Genomic DNA, 21,729 nt, shown 5'->3' on the forward strand with positions numbered 1-21,729 from the left:
TATAAAAATGATGGTTCTCTATTCGGGTACAACCTGCCCATTTTCACAACGCTGCCGTCTCGTTCTGTTCGAGAAAGGCATGGACTTTGAAATTCGCGATGTCGACTTGTTCAACAAGCCGGAAGACATCTCGACCATGAACCCTTATGGTCAAGTGCCGATCCTGGTCGAGCGCGACCTGATTCTGTACGAGTCCAATATCATCAATGAGTACATCGACGAACGTTTCCCGCATCCGCAGCTGATGCCGGCCGATCCGCTGATGCGCGCCCGTGCGCGTTTGATGCTGTTCAACTTTGAGAAAGAATTGTTTATCCACGTGCACACGCTGGAAAACGAGAAAACCAAAGCAGCAGAAAAGAGCCACGACAAGGCACGCTCGGAAATCCGCGACCGTCTGACCACGCTGGCGCCTTTGTTCCTGAAGAACAAATACATGCTGGGCGACGAGTTCTCGATGCTGGACGTGGCGATTGCGCCATTGCTGTGGCGTCTGGATCACTACGGTATCGAGCTGTCGAAGACGGCTGCGCCGCTGATGAAGTATGCTGAGCGTATCTTTTCGCGCCCGGCCTACATCGAAGCGCTGACGCCGTCGGAAAAAGTCATGCGTCGTTAAGATGCAGTTGTTTGCTGTCCTGTATTGCCGTTGGCGATGCAGGGCGGCCCTTGCTTAATCTTTTGTACCGAACCAAGTAGCTGCCATGTCCGAAACCTCTACCAAACCGTATCTGTTGCGCGCCATTTATGAATGGTGCACCGACAATGGCTACACCCCCTATCTGGCGGCCAGGGTAGATGCGCACACGCGCGTGCCGATGCAGTTCGTCAAGAATGGCGAGATTGTATTGAACATCAGTTTCGAAGCCACCAGCGGCTTGAAAATGGATAACGAGTTCGTCAATTTCAGCGCCCGCTTCGGCGGCGTGTCGCGCGACATCTCGGTCCCTGTCGACAATGTGATCGCCATCTATGCCCGCGAAAACGGCCAGGGCATGGCCTTCGAACCGACGGTCGCGGCCGACTCCGATATCAGCGACGCCGCCTCCGAGCAGGACGTCAGCAGCGAGCCGCCGGCCTCGGTGACGCCGATTTTGACTTCCGTACCGTCGCCAGGCAGCGACACAAAACAGAATTCCCCCGGAACAGACCCGGAAAAAGATCCGGAACCACCAAAAAAAGGCGGAAGACCTACCCTAACGCGAATTAAATAGGTATAATTGCGGTCTTCGCAGTTTAGCTGGCTTAGCTCATCTGGTAGAGCACCTGACTTGTAATCAGGGGGTGGCGGGTTCAAGTCCTGCAGCCAGCACCAATATCTAAAAGGCCCACCGTCCGGTGGGCCTTTTTCTTTTGCTCCGCAAATTAACTTTTGCTCCGCAATCAGCTTTTTTGCAAATGGAAATCGGTGTTAATTCCAGATGGTTTTTTGCTCCCAGTCGGGAGGAAATCCAGCGTCCTGTAAACTGACTATCGGATTTACTGGAAATGTTTGGCATAGTGCGCGAAGACGTTCTGTCCAGTTGTTATCAGGCGACGCTACCCTTAGCATTGACTTAAGAATACACAGCGATCCATATACTCGCGTTTGTGCGTGCACATCCTGTGTCAAGTGATGTAAATGCTCGTGAGGTTGAGTTTTCTGAAAGGTGGGACGTTCAACAATATTACGGTTCCAAAGTCTTGAATGGTGCGCTGACACGTTTCTAACGAAATTGATTGACCGAAGCCAGGACGCTAGATGTTGGCCTTGTTGCAGGCCGTAACGACGCGCAATGTGTGTCTGATCTTTGAACTGCATTCCCGCAAAAAATCTTGAAAGCAATCCGAAATCCCAGACCTCAATGATGGTCCAGATTGGCATTCGCCCACCATATTTATTGATGTGGTGTTTAACGAAGTCTTCTCTTCTTGCGCGATGTACGGCGGCAGCTAATTTGTCTCTCCATTCAGCATACTCAGTTCTGCCGGTTACTGGATCGATCGTAACGCCAAACTTGGCATCTAACAAAGAAGGTTGTTCATGTGCAATTCTATGTTGCACACCCAGCCTATGAGCAATATCGCAACGCACTGCGACCTCAATACAGGCTGCTGCATCCAGTACCATTAGCCGGAGCAGACGATCAAATTCGGCAAGTTGTTCCACGATAGCAAAACTTGTTCCTGCCTGAAATTCGTCTTGCCGCCCTGGCGTCCCTCTAGGATTTGTCTTGCGAAAAGAATAAAAATAGCCTGCAAACCGATAGTAGCCAAGGTTTAACAGTGTTTTTTGCGCGGATATTTCATCTGTGAAAACCATGCCCCGCTCTTTGAGCAAAGAAATTTGTTGCGAAGCGGTTAGATGAAACTTGATATTGGAATATGAGCCAACTGGCAGCATAAAGAGAAATCCCCCGCTTGATTGACCGGCACATGATTAAATGACCGGGAACAGAGGCGGGGGACGTATTAAGGCAAATATTAATACAAAAGCTTCTTAAAGTACACCCCCAGCCCAATTTTGCAACATTGTAACGACAAATCTGGTTTACGATGCCGCAAAGTGAATATGGCTTGATTTGCAACCTATTTGGTTGGTGTGACTTTGTCCCCGCGCCTCTTTCTTACATAGTGTTCTGTCATCGTCACGCTGGCATGGCCTAATTGTTTCTGCGCCTGCCGAATGTCGCCGCTGCTATCGGTCTTGTCAGTCCCAGCTTTCGCGCGCAGGTCACGGAACTGGAACGCGGATTTTTCAATTGCGGCGATGTCGCGCGATTTGTCGAAACGTGAACGCAAGGCGTAATAGGTCAAAGGTTGCCCAACTTCGTTGACCAACAGGCGGGTGGAGACTACCGTCCCGTTGATAGCGCGCTTACGTTTCAAAATCCGATCAATCAGTATGGCCAGCTCACCTTGAATTGCAATACGCTGTTTTTGCGTAGTCTTATTTTGCTGGACCTCGATAGAGCCTTCACGTAGATCACGCTCGTCGATTTTAAGGACATCCGCCGGCCTGGCGCCGGACAAGTACGTCAAATCCATTGCCTCCTGCAGCGGCACATCAGCTACATTCCAAACTGCCGAATACATGTCGTCGTATACATACACGTCGCGCCCGCTTTCCTTGTATGCCTTGATACCGGCGCATGGATTCGCTTTGTCGGTCAAGCCACTGTCGCGCGCTGCGTTCCATACATGAGAAATAAGTGCTTTTTCACGGTTTGCTGCGACTTCGCCCTCATGACCCGCGACAGGCTTACCTTCTTGGCGTAACTTGTCCTGAGTGAGCTTAATGCGCCAATCCATGAACTGCCGAATATGAATCGGTTTGATGTCGTCCAAAGGCGCCGGCGGATTATCGAAAAATAGATACAGCGTTTCCAACTGCCGCAATTTTTCGATGCGCGTTTTCCGTTTGTTCGCCGGCAAATATTTTTTCTGATAAATCTCGCATGCGTAGCGGAACGTAACAAGCTTGGACGGATTTACCTTTGTGTCTATTTCCAATTCCGACCACTTGCGCACTGCCTCAACATAGTCGCCGCCGAGTGGTATTTCGCGGCGCGGTTTGTCTCCTGTGTCATAGTAAAAATAAATCTTTCCGCTGCGCTGAGTACGGGCGCGCATGCGCGGAGGTAGATTTGAATGTGTTGTTGGCTTACGTCCCATACTATTCCCCAATGACTTTTGGTTGCCATGCTGTTTTCGGCGCCGCTGTCGCGCGACCACCTTCGATAATCGAACGGACCACAACCGGCCGGCCGCGAGCGTTTTCGATAAACGCAATCCCGCGTGTGCGTAGGAACTCGACCTGCAATTGATATTTGGACTTCTTTTTCCCATTAATTGTGATGCCACGCTTAATACCGGTCAGCTCGTCTACGTGGCAATCCCTCAAAAATATATCGTCGGACATAGGTATGGTGCTCATGTCGTGGCGTCCTCAGAGCTATTCGTAAGCAGAGCAGATGCCGGCACCGCCTGGAACATGCCTGGCCACTGATGATCGATTTCGATCCATGCGTGGACCTCGCCGTTGCCAATGTCTCGTCGTAGGTCGACTACATAGCCGGCCTGAATGCCGTTGTCGCTATCAAATGTCACTCTGGAGCCGACCATTGCTGCGGATTTACTCATGATTTCCCCCTATGTTTTCTTGATTCGTTATTTCTTGGCGATAGATATCTGATCGATCTGGATCAGTTACTAAAATTCGTGGGTAGGGGCAGGCATTGATTGCCGCCCAGGCTTGGATGACCTCGCATTTCGCTTGATCATCCAACGTTGGAGACTCATAAAACGTGCGCTTCGGTCTATTCGCGGAGAAGTCATCGGTGGGTCGCGTACAGTTATTTACACGAGTCCGAGGAAGAGCAACTTCAACCCCACCAGCCGCAGACCTCACAGGTGTCCAGGTGTGACGAACAGATTTAAAGACAACCCCGGCCAGTGCCGCGCAATGCACGCCATAGGGTGTTACTTTGACGGTCTCGCCGTAGCGACCGATAACTGTTTTCTCATCCTTGGCGAGGGTAATTTGCAGGTTCTTACGCGGCACAATCGGGCCACCCTGTGCACGCATGTACTCGGCAAAGTCCGCGCGCTTTTCGCCTTCGATCTTTTGCGCTGCATCCCAGGCGCGGCGCATTGGCGCCGGCGCCTGATTGACCATCTCTTCCTTGATTCGACGCAGTTCACGCCAAACGGTGACAGGCGCACCGCCCCATTGCTGAAACTGGCGAATACCCCAACAGGCGGCCCAGGCCTCAATCCGGGCAGACGGCACCAGCTCAACACCGCCGACGCAATCGGGAACGATGGTGTAACCGTCCTTGGTCTTGTGATCGCCCACGTGGGCACCGTCGATATTTTTAGCCACATATTTGGCGATATAGCCGGCAGCGCTGCCCAGGCTCCAATCGATACGGACTACCTTGAGGCGACGCTTAAACGCGCCAGGTTCGCCACGATCTTCTGCCCAGGCATAGCGCTTCATCAGGCGTGTGGCACGCCCGGCAATGTCGGCAATGTGTGGCGTGGTGTAGTTTTCCTTGGCGCGAACGAACAACAACATGTGCCAGTGCGGTGTCGCGTCGTGGTGTGGTTCGACGATGCGAAAACCGTACATACCGATACCGCGGCGGGCCAGGGCCGCCCGCAAGGCCGCCGTCGCCTTCTGCAGGTAGGCGTTGGCCTCACGCGGCGTGGCGCCGCTGTACTTAGGGTTCGGCTTGCCGTTGTGCAGCGTCGAGTGAAAGCGCGATGGGCAAGTTTGGGTAACAAAAATACCTTCGTCGCCCAATTCCTTGGCGATGCTTTCAAAGCCATTCATGCGCAACATGAGTTCCCCGCGTCGTATAGATTTGTTGGCAGTACTAGTGCCGGCCAGCTCTGCCAGCGTGAATTGCTGACCGTGTTCGTTTTCCAGCTTGTTGGCTTCCAGCGTCCGTTCGTTGCGCCGGTTCTGCGCCAGGCGCGCAATCACGGTGTCATGGCTGGCGTATGGTTCGCCGTGGTAGTGCACATAGCCGAGCCGGATATTGCCGGCTTCAAACGCCCGGCATACGCGCTTGCGCAGCTGCGCCCGCCACCAGCGGTGATCGAGCGCGCGGGCGATGACGTCGCTAGGGTTGTCCAGCTCAGGCGCCTCGATGCCGTATTCCTCGCATTGGCAATGGATGATTTCGAGGACGTTCTTATCTGAAATCGCAATCTGCAGCGATGCGTAGACGTGGGCCGCCGCCTTCTTGGCGGTCTCGACGATATCGGCATCGTGCTGCGACAGGTCCACGCCGGCCGGCACGTAGCGCTCAGCAAAATCGCGCACAAAATCGGTGGCGATGGATTCGTAAATTTTGTACCACGACGACCACGACATTTTTTCCAGCACCTGGCCTATGACGCGCTTGCGCCACTTGTACGGCAAACGGGCCAGCTCTGGCGCGAAACGCTCGGAGTTGAGGAACGACTGGTGCCGTGTTTTGTTCGGCAGAATGACACGCTTAGATTGCATCGAACACCTGCCGAAATACGCGCTGCGCTTCTGCTGCCGCTGCCTTGATAGCGATGCGCTCGGATTCGCTAAATGAATGTATCGGGCAATTCCAGCGAGCGGCATCCAGGCCGGCAGCGCGCAGCACCGAGCGACGTGCGCCCTCTTTGGTTGCGCCCCAGGTTTTGGCGACCTGCAGCACGTCGCCGACTTTCGGCTGGCGCACCTTGATCAACTTGCGGGCTTTCGCCAACTCGGCGTGCGCACGGTCTGCCGGCGTCATCGTGGCCGCCGCAATTTCGCGACTGCGGATGACCTCGGCGGCCGACTGGAACGACAAATGATTGTCGATCAGGGATACGTCCATCACCAGGCCTCCGCCATACCGCCAAGTTGGTCAATGAAAACGGCGATCTGCTCGTTCAGCACTTCGCCCACCGTTGCCGCATGGCCGGGGTTGATATAGTGCTTGCGCGAGATGAACCAATTGCGCAGCTCCAACTTGTCGATCAGCAGGGTGCGGGTATTTTTTGCAAACATGGCTTTAGCCCCCGATGACGCCGATGGCTTGCAGCAAAGGGCCAGCCATGATCAGTAGGCAGCCGAACGTGACAACGCACAGATCGAGAAGAATTTTTTTCATGTTGTTACCTTTGCTAAGGGTGAGCGAATCCCGCATGCCTGAAATCGGGCATTGCCGGGTAAGATGTGACGGAGGAAAAGGGGCTAGCGGTGGCTTATGGCGGCGCTAGGATGCGTGACGCGCTGTTCATGGGCGGCTCACAGCGTTAGCGCCAGCTGATTGATGCAAGCATTGCGCACGTTCTGGGACATTGGGATGCGCACCGCGGAATCGGGGACTGCCGACAGTGACACGGTGCGCAGCACCTCCAGGCCGGCTATGAAAATGTGCCCGCATTCGTCATTGGTGCAGCGATACGTGATTTCCTTGAACATATCGGACATCGTGCGGCTTTTCGTAGCACGTACGGGGCATTTGCAATGCGGGCAAGGCAGGCTAATCACTCTCACGATTGCTTCCTTTCTACGGGATACAGCGCACGGCCGCGGCCGGAAATCTGCCTTGTTTGCTTGCGCAAGCGCGACTTGGCAAGCCATTCCGCTGCCTGCTGTATCGAAGCCAGGCCCTGTTGCTGGCGCACGCGCTCCAGCAGGTCGCTTTCTGCTTCGTTAAGGGTGATTTCGTGATCTGGCATCTTTTCGTCGGCTCTTTGTCTGCTTATTGCGGTCTAGGCTTATGCAGCTTTTGCGCCTACTATTTCACTATCGGAAATGCCTAAAGCCATCGCAGCTTCCCGCAACACCAGCTGGCGCAGGAGGGTCGAAGGCTGTTCTCCCTGATAATTGGCCAAAGCCTTGATCAGGTCGTGTTCGTAGTCGTCAAACCGGAGAGTGAGCCGATTGTTACGGATACGCTTGGTGTCGGGGTACATGACGGCGTCCTTAGCTGTTATTGGTGAAGGGCAATTTCGCGCTCGTATTCTGCAAGGCCGCGCAGAATCAGGAAACGGAGAAACCAGGCGCGAGAACGTTGTTCTTTGGCTGCATGGCGCTCTACTGTCGCCTTCTCGTCTGGCATTAGTCGGGCACCGAGCGGCTGTGAAGTCGCTCCTTTGGAGATACGCCTGATTTTCGGCAATGTTTCCATGATGTTATGATGTGTAATCGCTATGGGATGGCGTAAATATATCCATTTAAATGGACTTAATCAAGGAATATTTGTGCATTTTAATGAACTTTGCTCGAATCGTCTTCAAGAGGAGCGGATACGGCTCGGCTTTACGCAGACCGAAATCGCCAGTCAAATTGGGATTCGAGGCGGCATGTGGGGGCGCTATGAACGCAACGAAGCCGCCCCCGGCGGAGATGTGCTAAAGGCGTTTGCTGATGTCGGTGGCGATGTTCAATATGTTTTAACTGGTGAGAAATCGTCACCGGCGCTCGCACCCGATGAGAAAGAGCTGTTGCTAAGTTATCGCAGCTTAGATGTTCGAGGAAAGGCGGGCTTGCTTGGCATGATTGAAGGCATCGAAAACGCCGAAACACAGCAGCTTACGATGCTGCAGCGGAAATCCATTGCAACGAAGGTTCATCTGGTGGCTAGTGCAAATAACATGCAGTCGCTTGATGTCTACCAAATTATTTTTGCGGACCTTGCTGTCGAATCCATCGCCAACGTGACGCGCGATCAATACTCAGCGGTCATGGCTCTCCTCGAGCAAGCGTTGTCGGAAGTCGACGCACCCTCAAACAAAGCAACTAAACAGAAAGACGGCGCGACAGTTGTGTTTCACGGAAAAGTCACTCAGCAAATTACCGGCGACATCACTGCGCCACAAACAAATGTTTTTGGCTCCGGCAAGAAAAAGGCCAAAGAAGAAAAGTAGTTTTTGATATGTCGTATAAGAACATTGCAGCCGGTGTGCTGTTTTTAAGTATCTGCCATCTGTCCATTGCTGATGATGACGCATGTACGCGATCCACGTGCGACCGGGGCCACGCGCTTACCTACTCACCAAAAGACGAACCAGCAATAGCCTGCGACAGTCTCGCGGTTTGTGACTATGTGCGTTTTTATCTAAGAGCAAAATTTCTGGAGAGCGAAGGCATTTTCCAACCGGGAGACAGTCGCGAACGGACAATGGAAAGGCTCAGGAAAAGAGCCAAGGTCGACAGCTTTGAGGATGCGTCCATTCATTATTTTCAACCCGCACATCATCAAAAAGTAGACATACGCCAGGTGGACTTTACAAATAGCTGGGCGAACGTAGCGCCGCTAGATGGCACGCCCTCGTATTGGATCGATTTTGAACAATTGGTCAGAGTTAAGAAGACAGCCGACTCCTTTGCCAACAATGAAGCGCCATCTCGCGGCTCTGCGGTGCTGGCGGCGTTGGTCAACGGGGATACGGGAATCTACGCATTCGACTACCTCGAGCGGAAGCCAGGCGCACTTCAACCACAGAGCTTTGACGAAAATATTGCGTTTGCAATAGATGAAGTTGCACCCCAAGGTGGACAAATTTTCATCTGTTCTACTAAGAGAAATTGCGATGCAATTTATGCCTATTACGATGCCTTGATCAGTCTTGCCGGACCGTATCTGTATCGATCAAGGGATGGAAAAGTCGTCGCTCAATTAAATAGTGGGCTAAGACCTGATACCGCAAAGGCATTTGAGAGCGCGCTAAAAAAATTGAAATAGGTTGGACTATCAGAATTACAGGTATCAGTAAAAAGCATTTTGGAGATGTAGCTAGCATGACGGAAAAGACAGCGTTTCACGGTGATGTTTCACAAGCAGTTGTAGGTAGCGTTCACGAAGCACCCAGGCTTAGCAATATTGTTCAGATCATCGGAGGGGCATCGGTCGAACCGGAGCCGCAGCCGCCAAAATTTCTAACTGGATTGCAACGCAAGGCAATTTTTGAAAAGGTTAAAGAGGTCGCGACAAGCAGCGGCATGAGCATCCATGATGTGTACAACGTCATCAAGAACGAACACGGTGTGATAAGAATTGAACAAGTTCCGCTGGAGAGCTATAAAGCGGTCATGGCGCTACTCAATAATTCGCTGGCTGAAACTAACGGAACGTCGGCACCCGAAATCGAGGAAATCGAGACTATGCCTGCAGCCGCCAATATTCCTGAACTACCCCTTTCGTGTATCGCCTGCGCGGAAAAGGCCAGCGCCAATAAAAAACTGACATGGACAGCGCTGGCATTAACGGGGGGACTAATGATGTTAGCGGCTGGCTGCGGTTGGTTATTGTATAAAATGCCGACCGATATCCCGCAGGCAACCGCAGTACCGACTGAAACCATTTGCCACAACGATGGAAAATCCTACTCGGTAGGAAGCACTGCCAAGATTTTGAATGTCGGGATAAGAGAGTGCGTTGTTGGTGAGACTGCGGGTACGCCGCGCTGGGATGATTTACAAAAAAATCGAATGCGTTAATCTGTCAAAAGGTGATCTCCGCTGAAATGCTCCAACTAGGGTAAATATTAGAATTGGCAAAAGGGGTAGCAATGGACGACAAATCAAGTTGCGAAATGCTAGTACAGCTTCTCCTTGCGAAAACAAAGAGAGACCTCGATAAACTGTGCCGAAAATCAGTTATTACACTTGGAGCATTTCATCAAGTCATCGAAGGTTGCGAAATGCGAGCTCTCCCTTGGATTCATCACATCTCATATCGTGATTTTATACCGGCGCACTTACGGTATACACCCGACAATATAAAAAGCCTGTTCCCTCAAATTCTTAAGCAACGACGCTATCTTGTTGGCCATATTTTCTATTTGCAAGATCATTCAAATTGGCATTTCTTTTACTTTGATCAACGCGACCTCGATCATAAAAACAATCACTTCAAAAATGGTCCTCATATTCATTTAGTCAATCATCTCTGGCCACAGCATAGTGCGGAATCGATTTGGCAACAATTCAATGACGGTAATCCTGTGATGAAGGGAGCATTTCACATTTGCTTTGAACGGGAAATAAATGACCCTGAAAAAATATTTAATTGATTATTCGAATTTTGCAATTCTGGCAAACTCAGTGAGAGTTAGCGCTACTGTCTGCGATGAGCAATTTCCGGATAGAGGCACCATACCGAGAGCGTCAGGTTAAAGCTAAAGCTGAGCTAACGAAATTGGCGGACCACTCTACTCACTGTTATCTCTTATTATGTTTCTACGTTCAATGATTTTGGCCCATTCACTTTTTGCAGCGTGCTGGGCAGTTTGCCGATTTGCATAAATATGGGTCAGCGTTTTTGGGTTGGCCGCGGCGCCTGCTACTGGCTTTCTAAGCTTCCCTGTTCCTGTCGTTGGCTCCAGTTCCCGGCCAGTTTTATTTGAAATAATATCGCGCCACTTGGCGATCACACCAGTTACGCCGGGGTCGCGGTCCAGCTCGTCTTCACGCTCTACCTCTGCTTCCTCCGTTCGCGTCTCCATCTCAATGCGTGAGGTATAGCCCGCGTCGCTAATGCTATGCGTGACCTTGGTGGTCAGCCAATCCATATTATCGATGGAGACCTTGAATCCCGAGACCTTGACCGGCGATTGAGGTATAAGCGCAGGATTACCCAGAGCAAGCGACAGTTCGAATGATGCCAAGCCGCGTTGAATGCGCTGCCATTCGGCGACGGCGACGGTCCGCGCGTCTGCCTCGCTGGTGTATGTAGTTCGCAGCCGCTTGGTGTTACCAGGCACGCCAGCAACAACGCTGCGGCGTAGGCCACCATAATTGACGTCGTGCCAGAACGCTCGCACTCCCGTTGCCATAACACTGCACTTGATTCATTACCTTCACTCGCACCGGACCCGTAGTCATAGACCTGGCCGCGTTGCTCCCATGCCCCAGGCAATCCGCTGGTGCTCTTGTTCTTGATCAATTCATAGTTGCCGATACCACCGCGCCCCAGACCCTGACCGGAAAGCTGATTCGCATACATCGCCGAGACGCAGGAGCCAACGGCCACCTGGGTACGGGTAAACAACGTCAACTCCTGGTTGCCGGCAACGACGCCATACAAGTAGTAAGGCTGCACACCATTGTTTTCTGCCCATCGCATCGGCACGCCGCCGACCCTGTCGGCATTTCCCGCGCTGCTGGCGGTGCCGGCGCTATTGGCATAATTGACGCTGAAGTTGGCAGGGTTGTAGACGTTGATGGCGTTAGGGTAGTTACCACCCAGAAGCCAGGTAGGCTGACCGCCTTGGCCCGCCCAATTCATGACATAGCCGTTGCCTGTTGCTTTGCTGCCAGGATCAAAATTGTTATTGCTCCAGCACAGCGCCCAGGCGGTCCATACGCCACCGCCCGTATTGACGCGCGTGTAAATTTGGTTATCGGTAGACAGGGCGCGCTGCATGAGCCAATTGCCGTTCGTGCCTAGCGAATTTCCGGTGAGCGATGACGTAAAGAGCTGACCGTAAGCGCTCGGGCGATTAGCAGTTGCCTCCTGCGTGTAGGTGGCCCAACCGAGCGGCGCGCTATTGCAATCCTTGATAATCACCATGCCGTTATCCGGCAGCGTTCCGTTCTGACCCTGCGTCAGGAAGCGCTGCCAGCCGGCCCATTTGTCGGCGCTGCCAGTCCGATGATGCAGATTCCCGTTCGCAGTAAAGCCGAGTTGATGCGTTGGACCGCCGGAGAAGTCGCCACCTGCGCCCCATTGTCGGAAGGTGATTTCACCATGTTGAACCCCGCCGTCATTGAGACCGCCAGCATCGTTATTTTTAAAATCGAAATAGATGCCCATGTCCCGGTCTTGCGGTGCGGGACTAGTTGCACGATTATCGGCAACGGTCACACTGTTGAGCCAGGTGCCGACCGCCTGGGGAGGGCGGTAGCCCAGCGTATCCTGCTTGGCCGCAGGGTTGAAATTACCGGCGTGCCAGAATTTATAAGACACGTTCCCCATGGAATAGCCGCCGGCTGCAAAGTCGTTATTGGCATCCAGCCCAAAATGCGCAGCAAACCGACCGGCACGGCGAAACGTCATGTAAGCGTCGCTTGTCACTGCGTCGTCGGAAGACACTTCCATAGCAGGAGTTTCTGCGCCGGTGGTTGCAATGCTTCCAACAGAGCCGACCACCGTTAATTTTCCTGATAGGCGGCCACCCGACAGCGGCAAGTAATTTTTCAGCGCAGCATCCAGATTGGCCTGAAAGACAACCGCACCGAGATCGTAGTCATCGACGGTGACTTTCAAAACATCACCAGTCCAGCCGATTTTGACGACATTCCATTTCTGCCCATGGCCGGTGCCTTGTTGGACAGGCGTAAAGGGGAGCTTGTCTTGCTTGGAGGCGGGGTCGAACGTCACAGAGTCCCAGAGCTGCTTCCAATCGCTGCCTTTAAAGGGTTGTTCGGCGCCCAGATAGCCGGATCGCTGCCAGGTACGGTGTCGGATAGAGGCTTCTGTATAGACCTGGTGCACGAACTGGCCGCCGTTCTCGGTGGTCAACGTGCCATAGCCATCGGCGCCCATGGGCAGTCTGGTGGCGGCGATGACGCCGCGATCATTGGCGACAGAGACATCGCGCACGCCGGTGTCCAGCAAGGTGTCGCAATTGGTATCACTATCGGTATAGGCCGGCAGCTTGCGGAAATACAGAGCATTGCCGCGTTCCGGCGTCAGGTATTGCTGATGCGGATCGACTACCGCCAGGTGTTTGGCGATGGCTTGCGCCATGGCCGGCGAAAGGCCCGCTGGTGTGACGGCGCGGGTGCCGTCCGTACCGGCGACGGTTTCCGCCGGCGTCGCCAGTTCGACCACGCCCTGGCGGTCTACGGTGGCCGGCGGGTTCGTGAAATTGGCATCGCCGAAGGTCAGCGCCGTGGCCTTGACGGTGGTGAATACGGCATCAGCGGCCAGCAGCATCATCGACTGTGTCGATTTTTGCAATATCGGATCTGGCTGGCTGTAGACGCCAAACAAGACGCCGTTGTTGAGCCAATAACCGATACCTCGCACTGCATAGGTGTCGATGCCATCGTCGCGGATGGTGACGTGGATCGTATCGGCGGCGACCACTTCGCCGGAAATGGTTGTCAGCCGTTTAATCTCGCCTGGCAAGGTCGTCGTGTCTTCGTTCGCTGTAAAGACGGCGGCAGTAATGCCGATTGCAGATATTTTGAGCGGCGCCGTGCCGTTGTGTTCGGCATTGACCAGGGCGGCGCGGCCGGCCTTGGTGATAATGATTTGGAGTCCTGGCATATTATTGAGCTTCAGTCAGATTTAAACGGGCATAGATCACAGGGCGAATGGTCGCTGCCACGGCTATTGCGGCTTGCGTCTCGATACCCTGGGTAAACGTAAAATGGCTGCGAATGGATTTCGTGCGGTTGACCTCGGCGATCACGTCATCGACAAACTCAGCCGTGGCCGACTGGCCGCCGGCGCCGGACAGCGTCATGACCAGATCGAAGGTGTACGGTTCTCCCATGGGGGTCTTTTGCCACCACTCGCGCAGCAGGATGGAGCCGCCAAAAGCTGCCACCACGTCCTTGACGGCCTTCGCGGTTCCCTTCTGGCGGTGGATCTTCATGGCGTTGCGCACGCGGGCGCGCCGTACCTCTTCCGTCCAGTAGGACTTCCAGCTATCGACCGACCAATGCCAGGCTAACCAGGGCAGCAGATCAATATCGATGGTGTCCGGATTGTGGAGCGTGCGCAGCGGAACCGGTACGTCTGAGATTCGCGCCATGGTCGCTTCCAGTGCACGCTCCAGCGGCGTCGAGTTTGGCGGCAACAGGGATTTGATTTTTTTCTTGGTCATACCTTGCCCCAAATACCGCCGTACTCGATATTGATGTCATCGCAGTAGTACGCCACCAGCTTCGATATTTCTGGATCTGCGGTCGGCGACACCAGGATGACGCGCTCAACACCTGGCACGTGGACCGCTGCGTCGATGCCGGAATGGGTCGGCACGCGCCCCAATTGGTGCGCTTCCTTCGCATACTTCTGCATGCGCTTGTTCGCCTCAATCAACACAACGGTCGGATCAGGCCCAGAGAAGCTGTACAGCTTGGCGTGTACCTGGTAGCGGACAATTTGCGCGGCAACGACTGTGACGTAATCAGTCAAAGGCCGAACGCCATCGTCAAGCATACGGACGGCGACAATATCCAGCAGTTCCTGCGAGGGTGTGCCGTCGCCTTCGTGCGACAAGATCGCTACCACCACGTGACCAGGTGATGGGCTGGTGGCTGTCGCGTTGCGCACGCGACCGTCTGCGCTCAGGGCGTGGAAAACATACGCGCCTTCCGGTCCGGCCACGGACATGCCTTGGGGTGCCAACTGGATGCGACGGCGGTAATCTTCGTCCGCTTCCATGACGGCAGCAGTACCCTTGTCTGAATCTGCCGGCCAGATCTGCAAGCGTGGGACGTCCATGTTGGCGCCGATCTGGTCCAGGTCGGCGCCCATCGCGTAGGCCAGCATCAAAGCGCGCGCGGCTTCGTTGATGCGCTGGCGCAGCTTAAGCTCACGGTAGGCACTCAGTTGCACGACCTTGATGGCGGGATCGGATTCGGTCAGTTCGTCAAGGTCAACGCCATTCCCTTCCAGGTCAACCAGGTGCGCGGCCAGGATGGTTTCATAGTCCAGCGGTTCGATGACGTTTGGCGCCGGCAGTTGCGATAGATCGATAGCGGCGCTCATGATGCAGCCCCTGAGCCGACCGGCACATCCAATTGGACGCTCTGTTCATTTGTGACGCCGTCCAGCAATAACGTAGCCTGTCCGTCAGCGCCGCGTTGTAACTGCACGCCGGTCAAGGCAATGCGACGTTCCCAGCGCAGGACAGCGTAAGCCGTGGCGGCATAGATGCGTAGGACCGTGGCGCCGTTCAGCGGCTGATCGATCAGCTCCGGTACTTCGGAGCCGTAGGTGCGGCGCATGACGCGGGAACCGATAGGGGTGGTGAGAATGTCGGCCAGGGACTGGCGGATATGGGCCAGGCGCGACATGACACGGCCGGTACGGGCGTTCATCATTTCGGACCACCTGATTCGTCTTCGCCCTTTTTGACGCCGCCGTGTGGGTGTTTAACCAGGCTGATGGCGCCGGCGATAACGTCTTCAGTAGCGCGCAAGATCCCCTGAATCACAGCCGCCGCCCCCCCTTTGCTGCCGGCCTGGACGTTCATGCCGGCATTCAAGGCGGACATGCCGTTGACGGTCAGGTTCTGATTGACGATCAGATTTTTTTGCACCAACAAGTTGCCGGTGCATTCCGTATTTTCGGCGTTGGAAGTGACTTTGCTCGGTGCCAGGGTGACGCTAGTGCCGTCCGACAGCGTGGCCGTCAAGGTGTGCGCGGCGCTGTCGTACTGGACGACCGTCCCATCCTTATAGCGGGTTGTGTTGTGTGCCGGGTTGGTCGATGGTGATGTGTATTTGTCGGAATAGATCGCTGGCAGGATCGCGGCATTGGCGAATTCGCCCTCGGGCGACAACACAATGACCTGTTCGCCCATGAAGGCGGAAACCAGGTCTGCGCGTCGCCGGCGCGGAAAGTGATCCAGGGGCGCCATGTGGTGACGTTCTCACCGACCTTGACGCGCACGCGCTGGGCATCGTGATCGATGTCGGCAATGGTGCCGAATCGGATCAGATTCAAGATTAAACGCAGAAGTTCGGAGTAGTCAGCAGTCATGCATTGCATGGTGCCGGGTTGCCTGAGTTGGCGCACCTGGTAGCGGGTTGGTATCCGCGTTACTAACTGTTAGAGAATGTTTTGTTGCTAGCTGGCGTGACGCCATTCAGATCAAAAAGACGCGGTGACGGTCGATGCATCTTGCCCGACATTCCACCATACAAGCAGCTATCCCCGCTAGCACAGCCTAACACCGCGTCACCCGGGTACAGGCGTGACAAGGCTAGCATAGCTGAGCCAGCATCCCCAGCATGGCGTGGCTGGAAAAAGACACCTGTCGGGCGACAGAAGCCCGTTTTTTGAAAACAATCGTTAAATGCAATAAATGCCAATGGACAACTGGCATACGGATATCTAGGATGGTTTTCATCCTCTACACACCATGTTGCCCGCAATAGGAACTATGAAAACCTACGCTAACGATCCATTTTTGAAAGACAGCATCAACAAGATTTTAGGGTTGGCGACACTGACGCTATATGGCGTCAATGTCCAACCCGCTGTTGACGGTGTCATCGATAACGTCTTTCATTACTTGAACAAGGCCGCGCCACGCGATCCCGATGCTTTTTTGCTGGCGTTCAAGAACGCTTTGACGGCGTTGGCCGACCGTGCTGACGATAGCATGACGTCCTATAGAAAGACGTTGCATGATGCGGCGTTGCTTATACGGATGACGCGCATTCCTCCGCATATGAAGTCTGTCGACTCAACAAAAATCGTTAGCATGTTCCAGAAATTTCAGTTGAAGACGGGTCATGCTTAACTCAAGTCTCCAGAAAATGGTGAAAAAAAAGCCCGCAATTTGCGGGCTTTTTTCCAATGTATTACCTATGCCTTAATCGTATTTTGAATGCCAGTGCTATCTGCAAAGTGCTTTCAAACTCTCAGGAACCCGCGCTATCTGCGTGGTGCCCCCAACGTGTGTATCGACCATCGTATTCGGAATTACAGCTCCAAATTTGAGACGCAGTCACGTGAGTTACACAAATCACATTTTTGTCATCAATTTAGAAGTGGCATGTTTGCATGCAAACCTCAACCACGAATGCATACTAACACAGAGTTTGTTCGGCACAATTTATTTAATCGATGATGGATGCCGGCTATCACATGCTGGTGTTTTTTAAAATCGCCCAAGATGACGTAATAGAGACTCACGAATTAGCGCTTGATCGGTAACACTGAAACCAAGTAACGGTCGGGAAGGATAGTGATATGCCGGCCCCTTTTTTGCGACCTTGTCCGTTAATCCCTCCTGGTGCACGCGGGCAATCCGCGCCACGCGCCCAAAGAAACCGACCGATAGCTGATTTTCGTCCTGTTCGATCTTGAGATTTTTTAGCGTGCGGATCTTCTCAAACATGGCGGCTTTCTGCCGTTTGATCCTTCCCTTTTTGCCGCGCAGATTCTTGCGCTGCTTGCGCTTCTCGTAGGGCGCGCCGTCCGGCGCCTGTTGGCTGGCGATGCGTTGCGCCTGGCTGCGGCGTAAGTCCTGGGCAATCCTGCGCGTGATGACGCGGCGTTGACCAGGTTGGAGCTGGGCCAGCAGTGCGCCGGCCCAGGCTTCCAGGGCGTGCAGATCGTCGCTCATTCGGGATTAGCCGGCGTCTGCCATTCAGCCAGCAGCGCGTCGCCCGCATAGGCTTGCCAGAAATCAGCGGTATATGCTGGAGTGGGTTGCGGCTCGGCCAGGTGCAATACTTCCAGGCGCCCGGTGCCGGCAGGTTTTACTATCACCCGCTCGGTCAGCGCCAGCGTGATCGCCAGGTCTACCGACGTGTGGTTGTTGTAATCCACGTCAAAGCCGATACCGGTCTTGCGCAGCTCGGCATTGTCCAGCAGGTCGCGTTGGTGCACCTGGACCCAGGCCAGCAACGGGACCATGATGGCATCCTCGCAGCCAGCGTAGTCGGTGATGATGATGTTCAGCTTATAGCGATACTCAAACGACAGGGAAGCGGTGCCGGTCGCCACCGTGTTGCCACCCTCCGCAAAGATCAACAGTTTATCTGGGTTCTGCTGTAATTCAGCGCTGGCGGCCGTCAGATGCGTTCTAAGGCTATTTGGCTTGTACACGGTCGGCATCCTCCTGGTAATCGACAACAGCGTCTACCTTGGCCGCACACGTTCCCCATGCTGCCTCTGCGCGCTCCAGCGCCAGATTCATGGCGCCATTAGTTCTGGGCGCCGCCGCCGGCAACTGACAGCGCGTGATCGCTGGGCAGGCGTTGACTGTAAGCGTCGGCGCCTGTGGCGGCCGGATGCTCCCGCAGGCGGGCAACAGCGTCAGGCAAAGGAGTATCGGCCCAGTTGCGTACTTGGGGATCGTCATGTTGAAGTCTTTCAATCAGGTTTTCTCGTTCGGTGAGGGTTGCCGCGATATTGTCGCGGGCGGCTTGCAGCTTGGCGGCGGCCTTCTTGTCCCTGGCCGCTGCGTCGGTCAAGGTCTTGATGGTGCCGTCGCGGTCGCGTGTGATCTGTTCGGCCGTCTCGGCGCGTTCCCTGGCAGCGGTCAGACCGTCGCGCTGGACGTAAATCACCAGGCACAGCGCGCCGACTGCCAAGGCCGATATCAGACTTTTGACGATCAGTTCCATAGGCCGACCCGAGTGCCGCGGCTGTCGATGGTCAGCACCTGGCGGCGCGGCGTCTTGCCCTCGACCGCAATGCCCAGGTGTACCCATACCGCGCCGCCGACGCGCTCATAGATCAGCTGGTCGAATTGCAGATAGGATTTTTCCAGCGCCTGGCAGATCTCCATCGGTGTACCGAATGCCGGCGCCGTAAAGTCGCACGCCAGGCCCTCCAGGTGCGCGCTGTTGCCGGCGCCGCCGACTGCCCGGTTCAGCGACTGGCAGCGGTATCCGCTGGAAATGACCATCGCCGCGCCGCCCAACTCCAGGCGCACCAGCTCGTTAAACTTCGCCAGGCGCCGCAGGTTGGCGACGATGGCCGGCGCCGGGGTGTTGTCGATAGAGAGGGACCGCGCCCTGTCGCTGCGTGTGAATTCCTGCAAGGTGAAATGTTCGGTCAATGGTGTGGCTGTTGTCATTCGATACCCCTGATGATGTTGGCGACGTTGCCCTGGGCGCGGTACACCAGATAACACAAAGTTAAAGCGACGCCGGCTTCCCCGAAGGAGGCGCGGCCATGGTCGAGCAGGATCTCCAGGGCGCTGGTGCCGGTGGCGACAATCAGAAACCAGGCCACCAGGGAGATGTGCAAGCGGTGATTCGCCAGGCCGCGCCGGTAGCACAGCAGCCGCACGCAGGTGCTGGCGTAGGAAAGCAGCGCCAGCAAGGTCAAGGCTTTAGTCATGGCCGCCTCCCTTGCGCAGCCAGGCCGGCAGCTCAATGGTTTTAATCAGGTCGATGCCGTGCAGCGTCAGGGCAATGGCCGCGGCCGACGCGAAGAAGGCGGCGACGCCCGATTGCTTCAACGGCGTATTGCTGATGACCTCCGGCGCGGCCAGGTAGCCAATCGCCAGGGAAATGACCATGTACGCCAGGCGTTGCAGGACCGGCAGGTTTTTGCTGGAGATCGCCACCAGCGTGGCGCCGGCGAAAGCGCCAATCAGCGCGTTGCCGTCAATGCCAGGGAACAGCGTTGACAGGCCGATGCCGGCGGCGCTGGTGACGACCAGGGAGGTGGTGCTGGGTTCTGCCATAGGTAAATGCTCCAATCAATCCCAAAGGTTCACGACCTGGGCGGTTTTAGTAGGGGTTGCGGTAGGTTCGGGCAGGTTGACCAGGAGGCCATGCGGCAGGATCGGCCCCAGGTCGGCTAGGCCGGGATTCAGTTCGAGCGCCGCCTCGACCACGTTGGCGGTGGCGCCCAGGTGACGCCAGCACAGCAGATCCAGCGTGTCATGCTGTTGGGCGCGCACCTGCATCAGATCAGCTCGACCGTCATGTGGGACCGGCCAATGATGTTGGTAATGGCCCAATGCGCATTACGGCGCTGGTCGGAAGGTGCGTCGTCCAGGACATCCATGGTTTTCTTGTCGTTCAGCGATGAGGCGGTACTGTCGAAATCGCGGTAACGCTCGGTGAGATCGGCCTTGGCCCAGCAGTAGACGGCACGGCGATAGTGGGAAACATTGACGCTTTCGCGGTCAACACGGTCCGCCGGCACTGCCGCTAGTGAGGCATAGCCGGCGGCAATCTGTTCCAGCTTCCAGTCGCGCAGCTCTTTATTGACATGGAGAATGGCGGCGACGACCGCTTGCCGCAGCCGCACTTCGGTGACGGTGCCGTCCAGCCGCTCCGCGTCGCGCATCTGCGATAGCTGGATATCCACATACCAGCCATCGTTTTCGACAACGGCGGCGGCCGGTGCTGGCGAACTGGAAGGGGGCGAAGGTTCAAAGGCAATAAAGCTCATGCGGATTTCTCATTAAATCGGCGGTGGGCGGGCGTCAGAATGAAATCGCAATGATTCAATCATCGACCCGCGCCGCCGTGCGCCAGGGGTGCTCGTTAGTCCGGTACGGTTTTAGCAATGCGCGTGCGCAGGCGGTCCATGACCTGTTTAACGCCCACGCCGGGGAACAAGGCCAGGGCGCGCTCCATCAGTTTGTGGGCAGCTTCCGCCTGCGGTAGTTGTGACGCTGTCAGCAGCTCGTTGCCGGCCTGGTCCAAGACGGCGACCATCGCGTAGGCGGCCGCCTTGAACAGCTTGGCCCGCGCCTGGTCGGGTGCGTCGCAGTGTTCCGTCAGCTGCTGGACTTGCGCCAGGATCTCGACGGCCTGCGCCGGATCGTCGGCCAGCTTGCCGTGTGAGTACGCCATAGAGAACTCATCCAGCAACATCGTCGGGATGTCGCGGTTGAACTGGTCCGGCAAGGTCAGCTTGTGGGCGACGGCATAGCGCGCCATTTCTACGGCCCGCGCATACTCGCCGCAGTCGATGTGCCACACCAAGAGCGCGGCAAAGACATCATCCTGACCGCCTTGGCCCTTCGCCAGAACTGCGTCAATCCAGTCCTGGTACTCGGGCAGCAATGTGGCTTTGACTTCGATCTTGCGCGCCACCGACTGGATGCTGCCCAGGCTGCGGCGGTCGTTCGCCAGTTTATAAAGCATCATTTCGTAGGCGCTGCCGTGGGTGACGCCGCCGGGGGCGGCTGCTTCGGCGGCACGCTCGGCCAGGACACGCGCCTTGTGGCGCTGGGCGGGAGAAACGTTTTCCATATCAGGCCGCCAGGACGATATTTTCCAGCACGGCGCCCAGGCCCAGGTCCTCGACCACGTAGGCATCGTTGGACGATTCGTAGTTTTCGATGCGGTCGCGCTCTGGCTTCTCGACCACCCGGCGCCGGCGGGCCGACTCTTGCCAGTAGATCGACAGATTGTCGAGGCGGGTAGTAAAGATCGTGTTATCCGGGAAGAACGGGACGGCGATGGCCGGCAGGCCGCCGATGCGCTTTTGGCTGATGACGATGTCCGCCGCCAGCGTCTCGGTCGGCGCCTGCTTGGTGTTCACCAGGGGGAAATACTTGTCGTGCATCAGGTTGCGGCTGACGATCACCACCAGGCCGGTATCC

The 21,729-nt window shown here is 55.4% G+C and carries 35 protein-coding genes, 1 tRNA gene and 1 pseudogene; 8 read left to right on the forward strand and 29 right to left on the reverse strand.

What is annotated here, in order from left to right; translation table 11 throughout:
- Nucleotides 1–7 precede the first annotated feature (7 nt).
- From VNZ65_RS16745 to VNZ65_RS16755, 3 genes are all read left to right on the forward strand, one after another.
- The gene (locus VNZ65_RS16745; RefSeq protein ID WP_038485359.1) at nt 8–619 is read left to right on the forward strand and encodes a glutathione S-transferase N-terminal domain-containing protein; all 612 of its coding nucleotides are present in this window, start codon (nt 8–10) and stop codon (nt 617–619) included.
- An 85-nt stretch (nt 620–704) separates the two neighbouring features.
- Complete coding sequence (locus tag VNZ65_RS16750) at nt 705–1,214, forward strand: ClpXP protease specificity-enhancing factor (protein WP_325670962.1); 510 nt, start codon at nt 705–707, stop codon at nt 1,212–1,214.
- 25 nt (nt 1,215–1,239) lie between these two features.
- Nucleotides 1,240–1,315, forward strand: a tRNA-Thr gene (locus VNZ65_RS16755).
- Between the two features lie 96 nt (nt 1,316–1,411).
- On the opposite strand, the gene VNZ65_RS16760 is transcribed toward VNZ65_RS16755, so the two are convergent.
- The 11 genes from VNZ65_RS16760 to VNZ65_RS16810 all read right to left on the reverse strand — a co-directional run bounded on the left by VNZ65_RS16760 (nt 1,412) and on the right by VNZ65_RS16810 (nt 7,646).
- Nucleotides 1,412–2,383 carry an Abi family protein gene (locus VNZ65_RS16760; RefSeq protein ID WP_325670964.1) on the reverse strand — a complete coding sequence of 324 codons (972 nt, stop codon included), beginning with the start codon at nt 2,381–2,383 and terminating at the stop codon, nt 1,412–1,414.
- Nucleotides 2,384–2,568: 185 nt separating this feature from the next.
- Nucleotides 2,569–3,654, reverse strand: coding sequence for a tyrosine-type recombinase/integrase (locus tag VNZ65_RS16765; protein ID WP_325670966.1), 1,086 nt, complete (start codon nt 3,652–3,654; stop codon nt 2,569–2,571).
- Between the two features lies 1 nt (nt 3,655).
- Nucleotides 3,656–3,916, reverse strand: coding sequence for a DUF4224 domain-containing protein (locus tag VNZ65_RS16770; protein ID WP_325670968.1), 261 nt, complete (start codon nt 3,914–3,916; stop codon nt 3,656–3,658).
- Nucleotides 3,913–4,122 (reverse strand): hypothetical protein, encoded by a 210-nt coding sequence (locus VNZ65_RS16775; RefSeq protein ID WP_325670970.1) that lies wholly within the window; start codon nt 4,120–4,122, stop codon nt 3,913–3,915. The genes VNZ65_RS16770 and VNZ65_RS16775 overlap by 4 nt, the downstream gene beginning before the upstream one ends.
- Complete coding sequence (locus VNZ65_RS16780) at nt 4,115–5,998, reverse strand: replication endonuclease (RefSeq protein ID WP_325670972.1); 1,884 nt, start codon at nt 5,996–5,998, stop codon at nt 4,115–4,117. The genes VNZ65_RS16775 and VNZ65_RS16780 overlap by 8 nt, the downstream gene beginning before the upstream one ends.
- Nucleotides 5,988–6,347 carry a hypothetical protein gene (locus tag VNZ65_RS16785; RefSeq protein WP_325670974.1) on the reverse strand — a complete coding sequence of 120 codons (360 nt, stop codon included), beginning with the start codon at nt 6,345–6,347 and terminating at the stop codon, nt 5,988–5,990. The genes VNZ65_RS16780 and VNZ65_RS16785 overlap by 11 nt, the downstream gene beginning before the upstream one ends.
- Nucleotides 6,344–6,517: a hypothetical protein gene (locus VNZ65_RS16790; protein WP_325670976.1), complete on the reverse strand. Its 174-nt coding sequence runs from the start codon at nt 6,515–6,517 to the stop codon at nt 6,344–6,346. Before VNZ65_RS16790 ends, VNZ65_RS16785 begins: the two co-directional genes overlap by 4 nt.
- A gap of 240 nt (nt 6,518–6,757) precedes the next feature.
- Complete coding sequence (locus tag VNZ65_RS16795; RefSeq protein ID WP_325670978.1) at nt 6,758–7,096, reverse strand: ogr/Delta-like zinc finger family protein; 339 nt, start codon at nt 7,094–7,096, stop codon at nt 6,758–6,760.
- Nucleotides 7,006–7,194: a hypothetical protein gene (locus VNZ65_RS16800; RefSeq protein ID WP_325670980.1), complete on the reverse strand. Its 189-nt coding sequence runs from the start codon at nt 7,192–7,194 to the stop codon at nt 7,006–7,008. The genes VNZ65_RS16795 and VNZ65_RS16800 overlap by 91 nt, the downstream gene beginning before the upstream one ends.
- Nucleotides 7,195–7,233: 39 nt before the next feature.
- Nucleotides 7,234–7,431, reverse strand: a complete 198-nt coding sequence (locus VNZ65_RS16805) for a hypothetical protein (RefSeq protein ID WP_325670982.1) — start codon at nt 7,429–7,431, stop codon at nt 7,234–7,236.
- 17 nt (nt 7,432–7,448) lie between these two features.
- On the reverse strand, nt 7,449–7,646 hold the full coding sequence (locus tag VNZ65_RS16810) for a ribbon-helix-helix protein, CopG family (RefSeq protein ID WP_325670984.1): 198 nt from the start codon (nt 7,644–7,646) through the stop codon (nt 7,449–7,451).
- 22 nt (nt 7,647–7,668) lie between these two features.
- On the opposite strand from VNZ65_RS16810, the gene VNZ65_RS16815 reads away from it, so the two are divergent.
- The 4 genes from VNZ65_RS16815 (at nt 7,669) to VNZ65_RS16830 (ending at nt 10,533) form a co-directional block, all read left to right on the forward strand.
- Nucleotides 7,669–8,385: a hypothetical protein gene (locus VNZ65_RS16815; RefSeq protein ID WP_325670986.1), complete on the forward strand. Its 717-nt coding sequence runs from the start codon at nt 7,669–7,671 to the stop codon at nt 8,383–8,385.
- 8 nt (nt 8,386–8,393) lie between these two features.
- The gene (locus VNZ65_RS16820; RefSeq protein WP_325670988.1) at nt 8,394–9,203 is read left to right on the forward strand and encodes a hypothetical protein; all 810 of its coding nucleotides are present in this window, start codon (nt 8,394–8,396) and stop codon (nt 9,201–9,203) included.
- Nucleotides 9,204–9,259: 56 nt separating this feature from the next.
- Complete coding sequence (locus tag VNZ65_RS16825) at nt 9,260–9,958, forward strand: hypothetical protein (protein WP_325670990.1); 699 nt, start codon at nt 9,260–9,262, stop codon at nt 9,956–9,958.
- A 71-nt stretch (nt 9,959–10,029) separates the two neighbouring features.
- Nucleotides 10,030–10,533 carry a hypothetical protein gene (locus VNZ65_RS16830; protein ID WP_325670992.1) on the forward strand — a complete coding sequence of 168 codons (504 nt, stop codon included), beginning with the start codon at nt 10,030–10,032 and terminating at the stop codon, nt 10,531–10,533.
- A gap of 138 nt (nt 10,534–10,671) precedes the next feature.
- On the opposite strand, the gene VNZ65_RS16835 is transcribed toward VNZ65_RS16830, so the two are convergent.
- The 7 genes and pseudogenes from VNZ65_RS16835 to VNZ65_RS25395 all read right to left on the reverse strand — a co-directional run.
- Nucleotides 10,672–11,031, reverse strand: coding sequence for a hypothetical protein (locus VNZ65_RS16835; RefSeq protein WP_325670994.1), 360 nt, complete (start codon nt 11,029–11,031; stop codon nt 10,672–10,674).
- Nucleotides 11,019–13,736, reverse strand: a complete 2,718-nt coding sequence (locus VNZ65_RS16840; RefSeq protein WP_325670996.1) for a hypothetical protein — start codon at nt 13,734–13,736, stop codon at nt 11,019–11,021. Before VNZ65_RS16840 ends, VNZ65_RS16835 begins: the two co-directional genes overlap by 13 nt.
- A 1-nt stretch (nt 13,737) precedes the next feature.
- Nucleotides 13,738–14,298, reverse strand: a complete 561-nt coding sequence (locus VNZ65_RS16845) for a phage tail protein I (protein WP_325670998.1) — start codon at nt 14,296–14,298, stop codon at nt 13,738–13,740.
- A complete protein-coding gene (locus tag VNZ65_RS16850) occupies nt 14,295–15,185 on the reverse strand; it encodes a baseplate assembly protein (RefSeq protein WP_325671000.1) in 891 nt (296 codons plus the stop codon). The genes VNZ65_RS16845 and VNZ65_RS16850 overlap by 4 nt, the downstream gene beginning before the upstream one ends.
- Nucleotides 15,182–15,520, reverse strand: coding sequence for a GPW/gp25 family protein (locus VNZ65_RS16855; protein WP_414649157.1), 339 nt, complete (start codon nt 15,518–15,520; stop codon nt 15,182–15,184). The genes VNZ65_RS16850 and VNZ65_RS16855 overlap by 4 nt, the downstream gene beginning before the upstream one ends.
- Nucleotides 15,517–16,059, reverse strand: coding sequence for a phage baseplate assembly protein V (locus tag VNZ65_RS16860; RefSeq protein ID WP_325671003.1), 543 nt, complete (start codon nt 16,057–16,059; stop codon nt 15,517–15,519). The genes VNZ65_RS16855 and VNZ65_RS16860 overlap by 4 nt, the downstream gene beginning before the upstream one ends.
- A 2-nt stretch (nt 16,060–16,061) precedes the next feature.
- Nucleotides 16,062–16,190 (reverse strand): annotated as a pseudogene (locus tag VNZ65_RS25395) (hypothetical protein); the annotation flags it as partial.
- A gap of 394 nt (nt 16,191–16,584) precedes the next feature.
- Here VNZ65_RS25395 and VNZ65_RS16865 point away from each other — a divergent pair.
- A complete protein-coding gene (locus VNZ65_RS16865; protein ID WP_325671005.1) occupies nt 16,585–16,947 on the forward strand; it encodes a hypothetical protein in 363 nt (120 codons plus the stop codon).
- 360 nt (nt 16,948–17,307) lie between these two features.
- On the opposite strand, the gene VNZ65_RS16870 is transcribed toward VNZ65_RS16865, so the two are convergent.
- The 11 genes from VNZ65_RS16870 to VNZ65_RS16920 all read right to left on the reverse strand — a co-directional run.
- Complete coding sequence (locus tag VNZ65_RS16870; protein ID WP_325671008.1) at nt 17,308–17,775, reverse strand: phage virion morphogenesis protein; 468 nt, start codon at nt 17,773–17,775, stop codon at nt 17,308–17,310.
- Nucleotides 17,772–18,260, reverse strand: coding sequence for a phage tail protein (locus VNZ65_RS16875; RefSeq protein WP_325671010.1), 489 nt, complete (start codon nt 18,258–18,260; stop codon nt 17,772–17,774). Before VNZ65_RS16875 ends, VNZ65_RS16870 begins: the two co-directional genes overlap by 4 nt.
- Nucleotides 18,244–18,465 (reverse strand): Rz1-like lysis system protein LysC, encoded by a 222-nt coding sequence (gene lysC / locus VNZ65_RS16880; protein WP_325671012.1) that lies wholly within the window; start codon nt 18,463–18,465, stop codon nt 18,244–18,246. Before lysC ends, VNZ65_RS16875 begins: the two co-directional genes overlap by 17 nt.
- On the reverse strand, nt 18,359–18,781 hold the full coding sequence (gene lysB / locus VNZ65_RS16885; protein ID WP_325671014.1) for an Rz-like lysis system protein LysB: 423 nt from the start codon (nt 18,779–18,781) through the stop codon (nt 18,359–18,361). Before lysB ends, lysC begins: the two co-directional genes overlap by 107 nt.
- The gene (locus VNZ65_RS16890; RefSeq protein ID WP_325671016.1) at nt 18,772–19,236 is read right to left on the reverse strand and encodes a D-Ala-D-Ala carboxypeptidase family metallohydrolase; all 465 of its coding nucleotides are present in this window, start codon (nt 19,234–19,236) and stop codon (nt 18,772–18,774) included. Before VNZ65_RS16890 ends, lysB begins: the two co-directional genes overlap by 10 nt.
- On the reverse strand, nt 19,233–19,502 hold the full coding sequence (locus VNZ65_RS16895; RefSeq protein ID WP_325671018.1) for a phage holin family protein: 270 nt from the start codon (nt 19,500–19,502) through the stop codon (nt 19,233–19,235). Before VNZ65_RS16895 ends, VNZ65_RS16890 begins: the two co-directional genes overlap by 4 nt.
- Nucleotides 19,495–19,851, reverse strand: a complete 357-nt coding sequence (locus tag VNZ65_RS16900; protein WP_168228988.1) for a putative holin — start codon at nt 19,849–19,851, stop codon at nt 19,495–19,497. Before VNZ65_RS16900 ends, VNZ65_RS16895 begins: the two co-directional genes overlap by 8 nt.
- Nucleotides 19,852–19,866: 15 nt before the next feature.
- Nucleotides 19,867–20,076, reverse strand: a complete 210-nt coding sequence (locus VNZ65_RS16905; protein WP_325671021.1) for a tail protein X — start codon at nt 20,074–20,076, stop codon at nt 19,867–19,869.
- The gene (locus tag VNZ65_RS16910) at nt 20,076–20,567 is read right to left on the reverse strand and encodes a head completion/stabilization protein (RefSeq protein ID WP_325671023.1); all 492 of its coding nucleotides are present in this window, start codon (nt 20,565–20,567) and stop codon (nt 20,076–20,078) included. Before VNZ65_RS16910 ends, VNZ65_RS16905 begins: the two co-directional genes overlap by 1 nt.
- Before the next feature lie 95 nt (nt 20,568–20,662).
- Entirely contained in the window at nt 20,663–21,376 is a 714-nt protein-coding gene (gpM, locus tag VNZ65_RS16915) for a phage terminase small subunit (RefSeq protein WP_325671025.1), read from the reverse strand.
- 1 nt (nt 21,377) lies between these two features.
- The coding region (locus VNZ65_RS16920; RefSeq protein ID WP_325671027.1) for a P2 family phage major capsid protein at nt 21,378–21,729 on the reverse strand (352 nt) is incomplete at its 5' end.

Origin of the sequence: Collimonas sp., assembly GCF_035566555.1 — a bacterium.
Lineage (GTDB): Bacteria > Pseudomonadota > Gammaproteobacteria > Burkholderiales > Burkholderiaceae_D > Collimonas.

Bases quoted from the DNA above. Each gene is read 5' to 3' on its own strand.
- VNZ65_RS16745 (WP_038485359.1), top strand. From the start codon at position 8: ATGATGGTTCTCTATTCGGGTACAACCTGCCCATTTTCACAACGCTGC.
- VNZ65_RS16850 (WP_325671000.1), bottom strand. From the start codon at position 15,185: ATGAGCGCCGCTATCGATCTATCGCAACTGCCGGCGCCAAACGTCATC.
- VNZ65_RS16750 (WP_325670962.1), top strand. From the start codon at position 705: ATGTCCGAAACCTCTACCAAACCGTATCTGTTGCGCGCCATTTATGAA.
- VNZ65_RS16890 (WP_325671016.1), bottom strand. From the start codon at position 19,236: ATGACAACAGCCACACCATTGACCGAACATTTCACCTTGCAGGAATTC.
- lysB (WP_325671014.1), bottom strand. From the start codon at position 18,781: ATGGAACTGATCGTCAAAAGTCTGATATCGGCCTTGGCAGTCGGCGCG.
- gpM (WP_325671025.1), bottom strand. From the start codon at position 21,376: ATGGAAAACGTTTCTCCCGCCCAGCGCCACAAGGCGCGTGTCCTGGCC.
- VNZ65_RS16825 (WP_325670990.1), top strand. From the start codon at position 9,260: ATGACGGAAAAGACAGCGTTTCACGGTGATGTTTCACAAGCAGTTGTA.
- VNZ65_RS16870 (WP_325671008.1), bottom strand. From the start codon at position 17,775: ATGAGCGACGATCTGCACGCCCTGGAAGCCTGGGCCGGCGCACTGCTG.
- VNZ65_RS16820 (WP_325670988.1), top strand. From the start codon at position 8,394: ATGTCGTATAAGAACATTGCAGCCGGTGTGCTGTTTTTAAGTATCTGC.
- VNZ65_RS16795 (WP_325670978.1), bottom strand. From the start codon at position 7,096: ATGGCTTGCCAAGTCGCGCTTGCGCAAGCAAACAAGGCAGATTTCCGG.
- VNZ65_RS16780 (WP_325670972.1), bottom strand. From the start codon at position 5,998: ATGCAATCTAAGCGTGTCATTCTGCCGAACAAAACACGGCACCAGTCG.
- VNZ65_RS16765 (WP_325670966.1), bottom strand. From the start codon at position 3,654: ATGGGACGTAAGCCAACAACACATTCAAATCTACCTCCGCGCATGCGC.
- VNZ65_RS16900 (WP_168228988.1), bottom strand. From the start codon at position 19,851: ATGGCAGAACCCAGCACCACCTCCCTGGTCGTCACCAGCGCCGCCGGC.
- VNZ65_RS16835 (WP_325670994.1), bottom strand. From the start codon at position 11,031: ATGGATTGGCTGACCACCAAGGTCACGCATAGCATTAGCGACGCGGGC.
- VNZ65_RS16775 (WP_325670970.1), bottom strand. From the start codon at position 4,122: ATGAGTAAATCCGCAGCAATGGTCGGCTCCAGAGTGACATTTGATAGC.
- VNZ65_RS16805 (WP_325670982.1), bottom strand. From the start codon at position 7,431: ATGTACCCCGACACCAAGCGTATCCGTAACAATCGGCTCACTCTCCGG.
- VNZ65_RS16860 (WP_325671003.1), bottom strand. From the start codon at position 16,059: ATGGCGCCCCTGGATCACTTTCCGCGCCGGCGACGCGCAGACCTGGTT.
- VNZ65_RS16855 (WP_414649157.1), bottom strand. From the start codon at position 15,520: ATGATGAACGCCCGTACCGGCCGTGTCATGTCGCGCCTGGCCCATATC.
- VNZ65_RS16770 (WP_325670968.1), bottom strand. From the start codon at position 3,916: ATGAGCACCATACCTATGTCCGACGATATATTTTTGAGGGATTGCCAC.
- VNZ65_RS16840 (WP_325670996.1), bottom strand. From the start codon at position 13,736: ATGCCAGGACTCCAAATCATTATCACCAAGGCCGGCCGCGCCGCCCTG.
- VNZ65_RS16790 (WP_325670976.1), bottom strand. From the start codon at position 6,517: ATGTTTGCAAAAAATACCCGCACCCTGCTGATCGACAAGTTGGAGCTG.
- VNZ65_RS16760 (WP_325670964.1), bottom strand. From the start codon at position 2,383: ATGCTGCCAGTTGGCTCATATTCCAATATCAAGTTTCATCTAACCGCT.
- VNZ65_RS16865 (WP_325671005.1), top strand. From the start codon at position 16,585: ATGAAAACCTACGCTAACGATCCATTTTTGAAAGACAGCATCAACAAG.
- VNZ65_RS16830 (WP_325670992.1), top strand. From the start codon at position 10,030: ATGGACGACAAATCAAGTTGCGAAATGCTAGTACAGCTTCTCCTTGCG.
- VNZ65_RS16905 (WP_325671021.1), bottom strand. From the start codon at position 20,076: ATGCAGGTGCGCGCCCAACAGCATGACACGCTGGATCTGCTGTGCTGG.
- VNZ65_RS16815 (WP_325670986.1), top strand. From the start codon at position 7,669: ATGGGATGGCGTAAATATATCCATTTAAATGGACTTAATCAAGGAATA.
- VNZ65_RS16845 (WP_325670998.1), bottom strand. From the start codon at position 14,298: ATGACCAAGAAAAAAATCAAATCCCTGTTGCCGCCAAACTCGACGCCG.
- VNZ65_RS16895 (WP_325671018.1), bottom strand. From the start codon at position 19,502: ATGACTAAAGCCTTGACCTTGCTGGCGCTGCTTTCCTACGCCAGCACC.
- VNZ65_RS16910 (WP_325671023.1), bottom strand. From the start codon at position 20,567: ATGAGCTTTATTGCCTTTGAACCTTCGCCCCCTTCCAGTTCGCCAGCA.
- VNZ65_RS16810 (WP_325670984.1), bottom strand. From the start codon at position 7,646: ATGGAAACATTGCCGAAAATCAGGCGTATCTCCAAAGGAGCGACTTCA.
- VNZ65_RS16800 (WP_325670980.1), bottom strand. From the start codon at position 7,194: ATGCCAGATCACGAAATCACCCTTAACGAAGCAGAAAGCGACCTGCTG.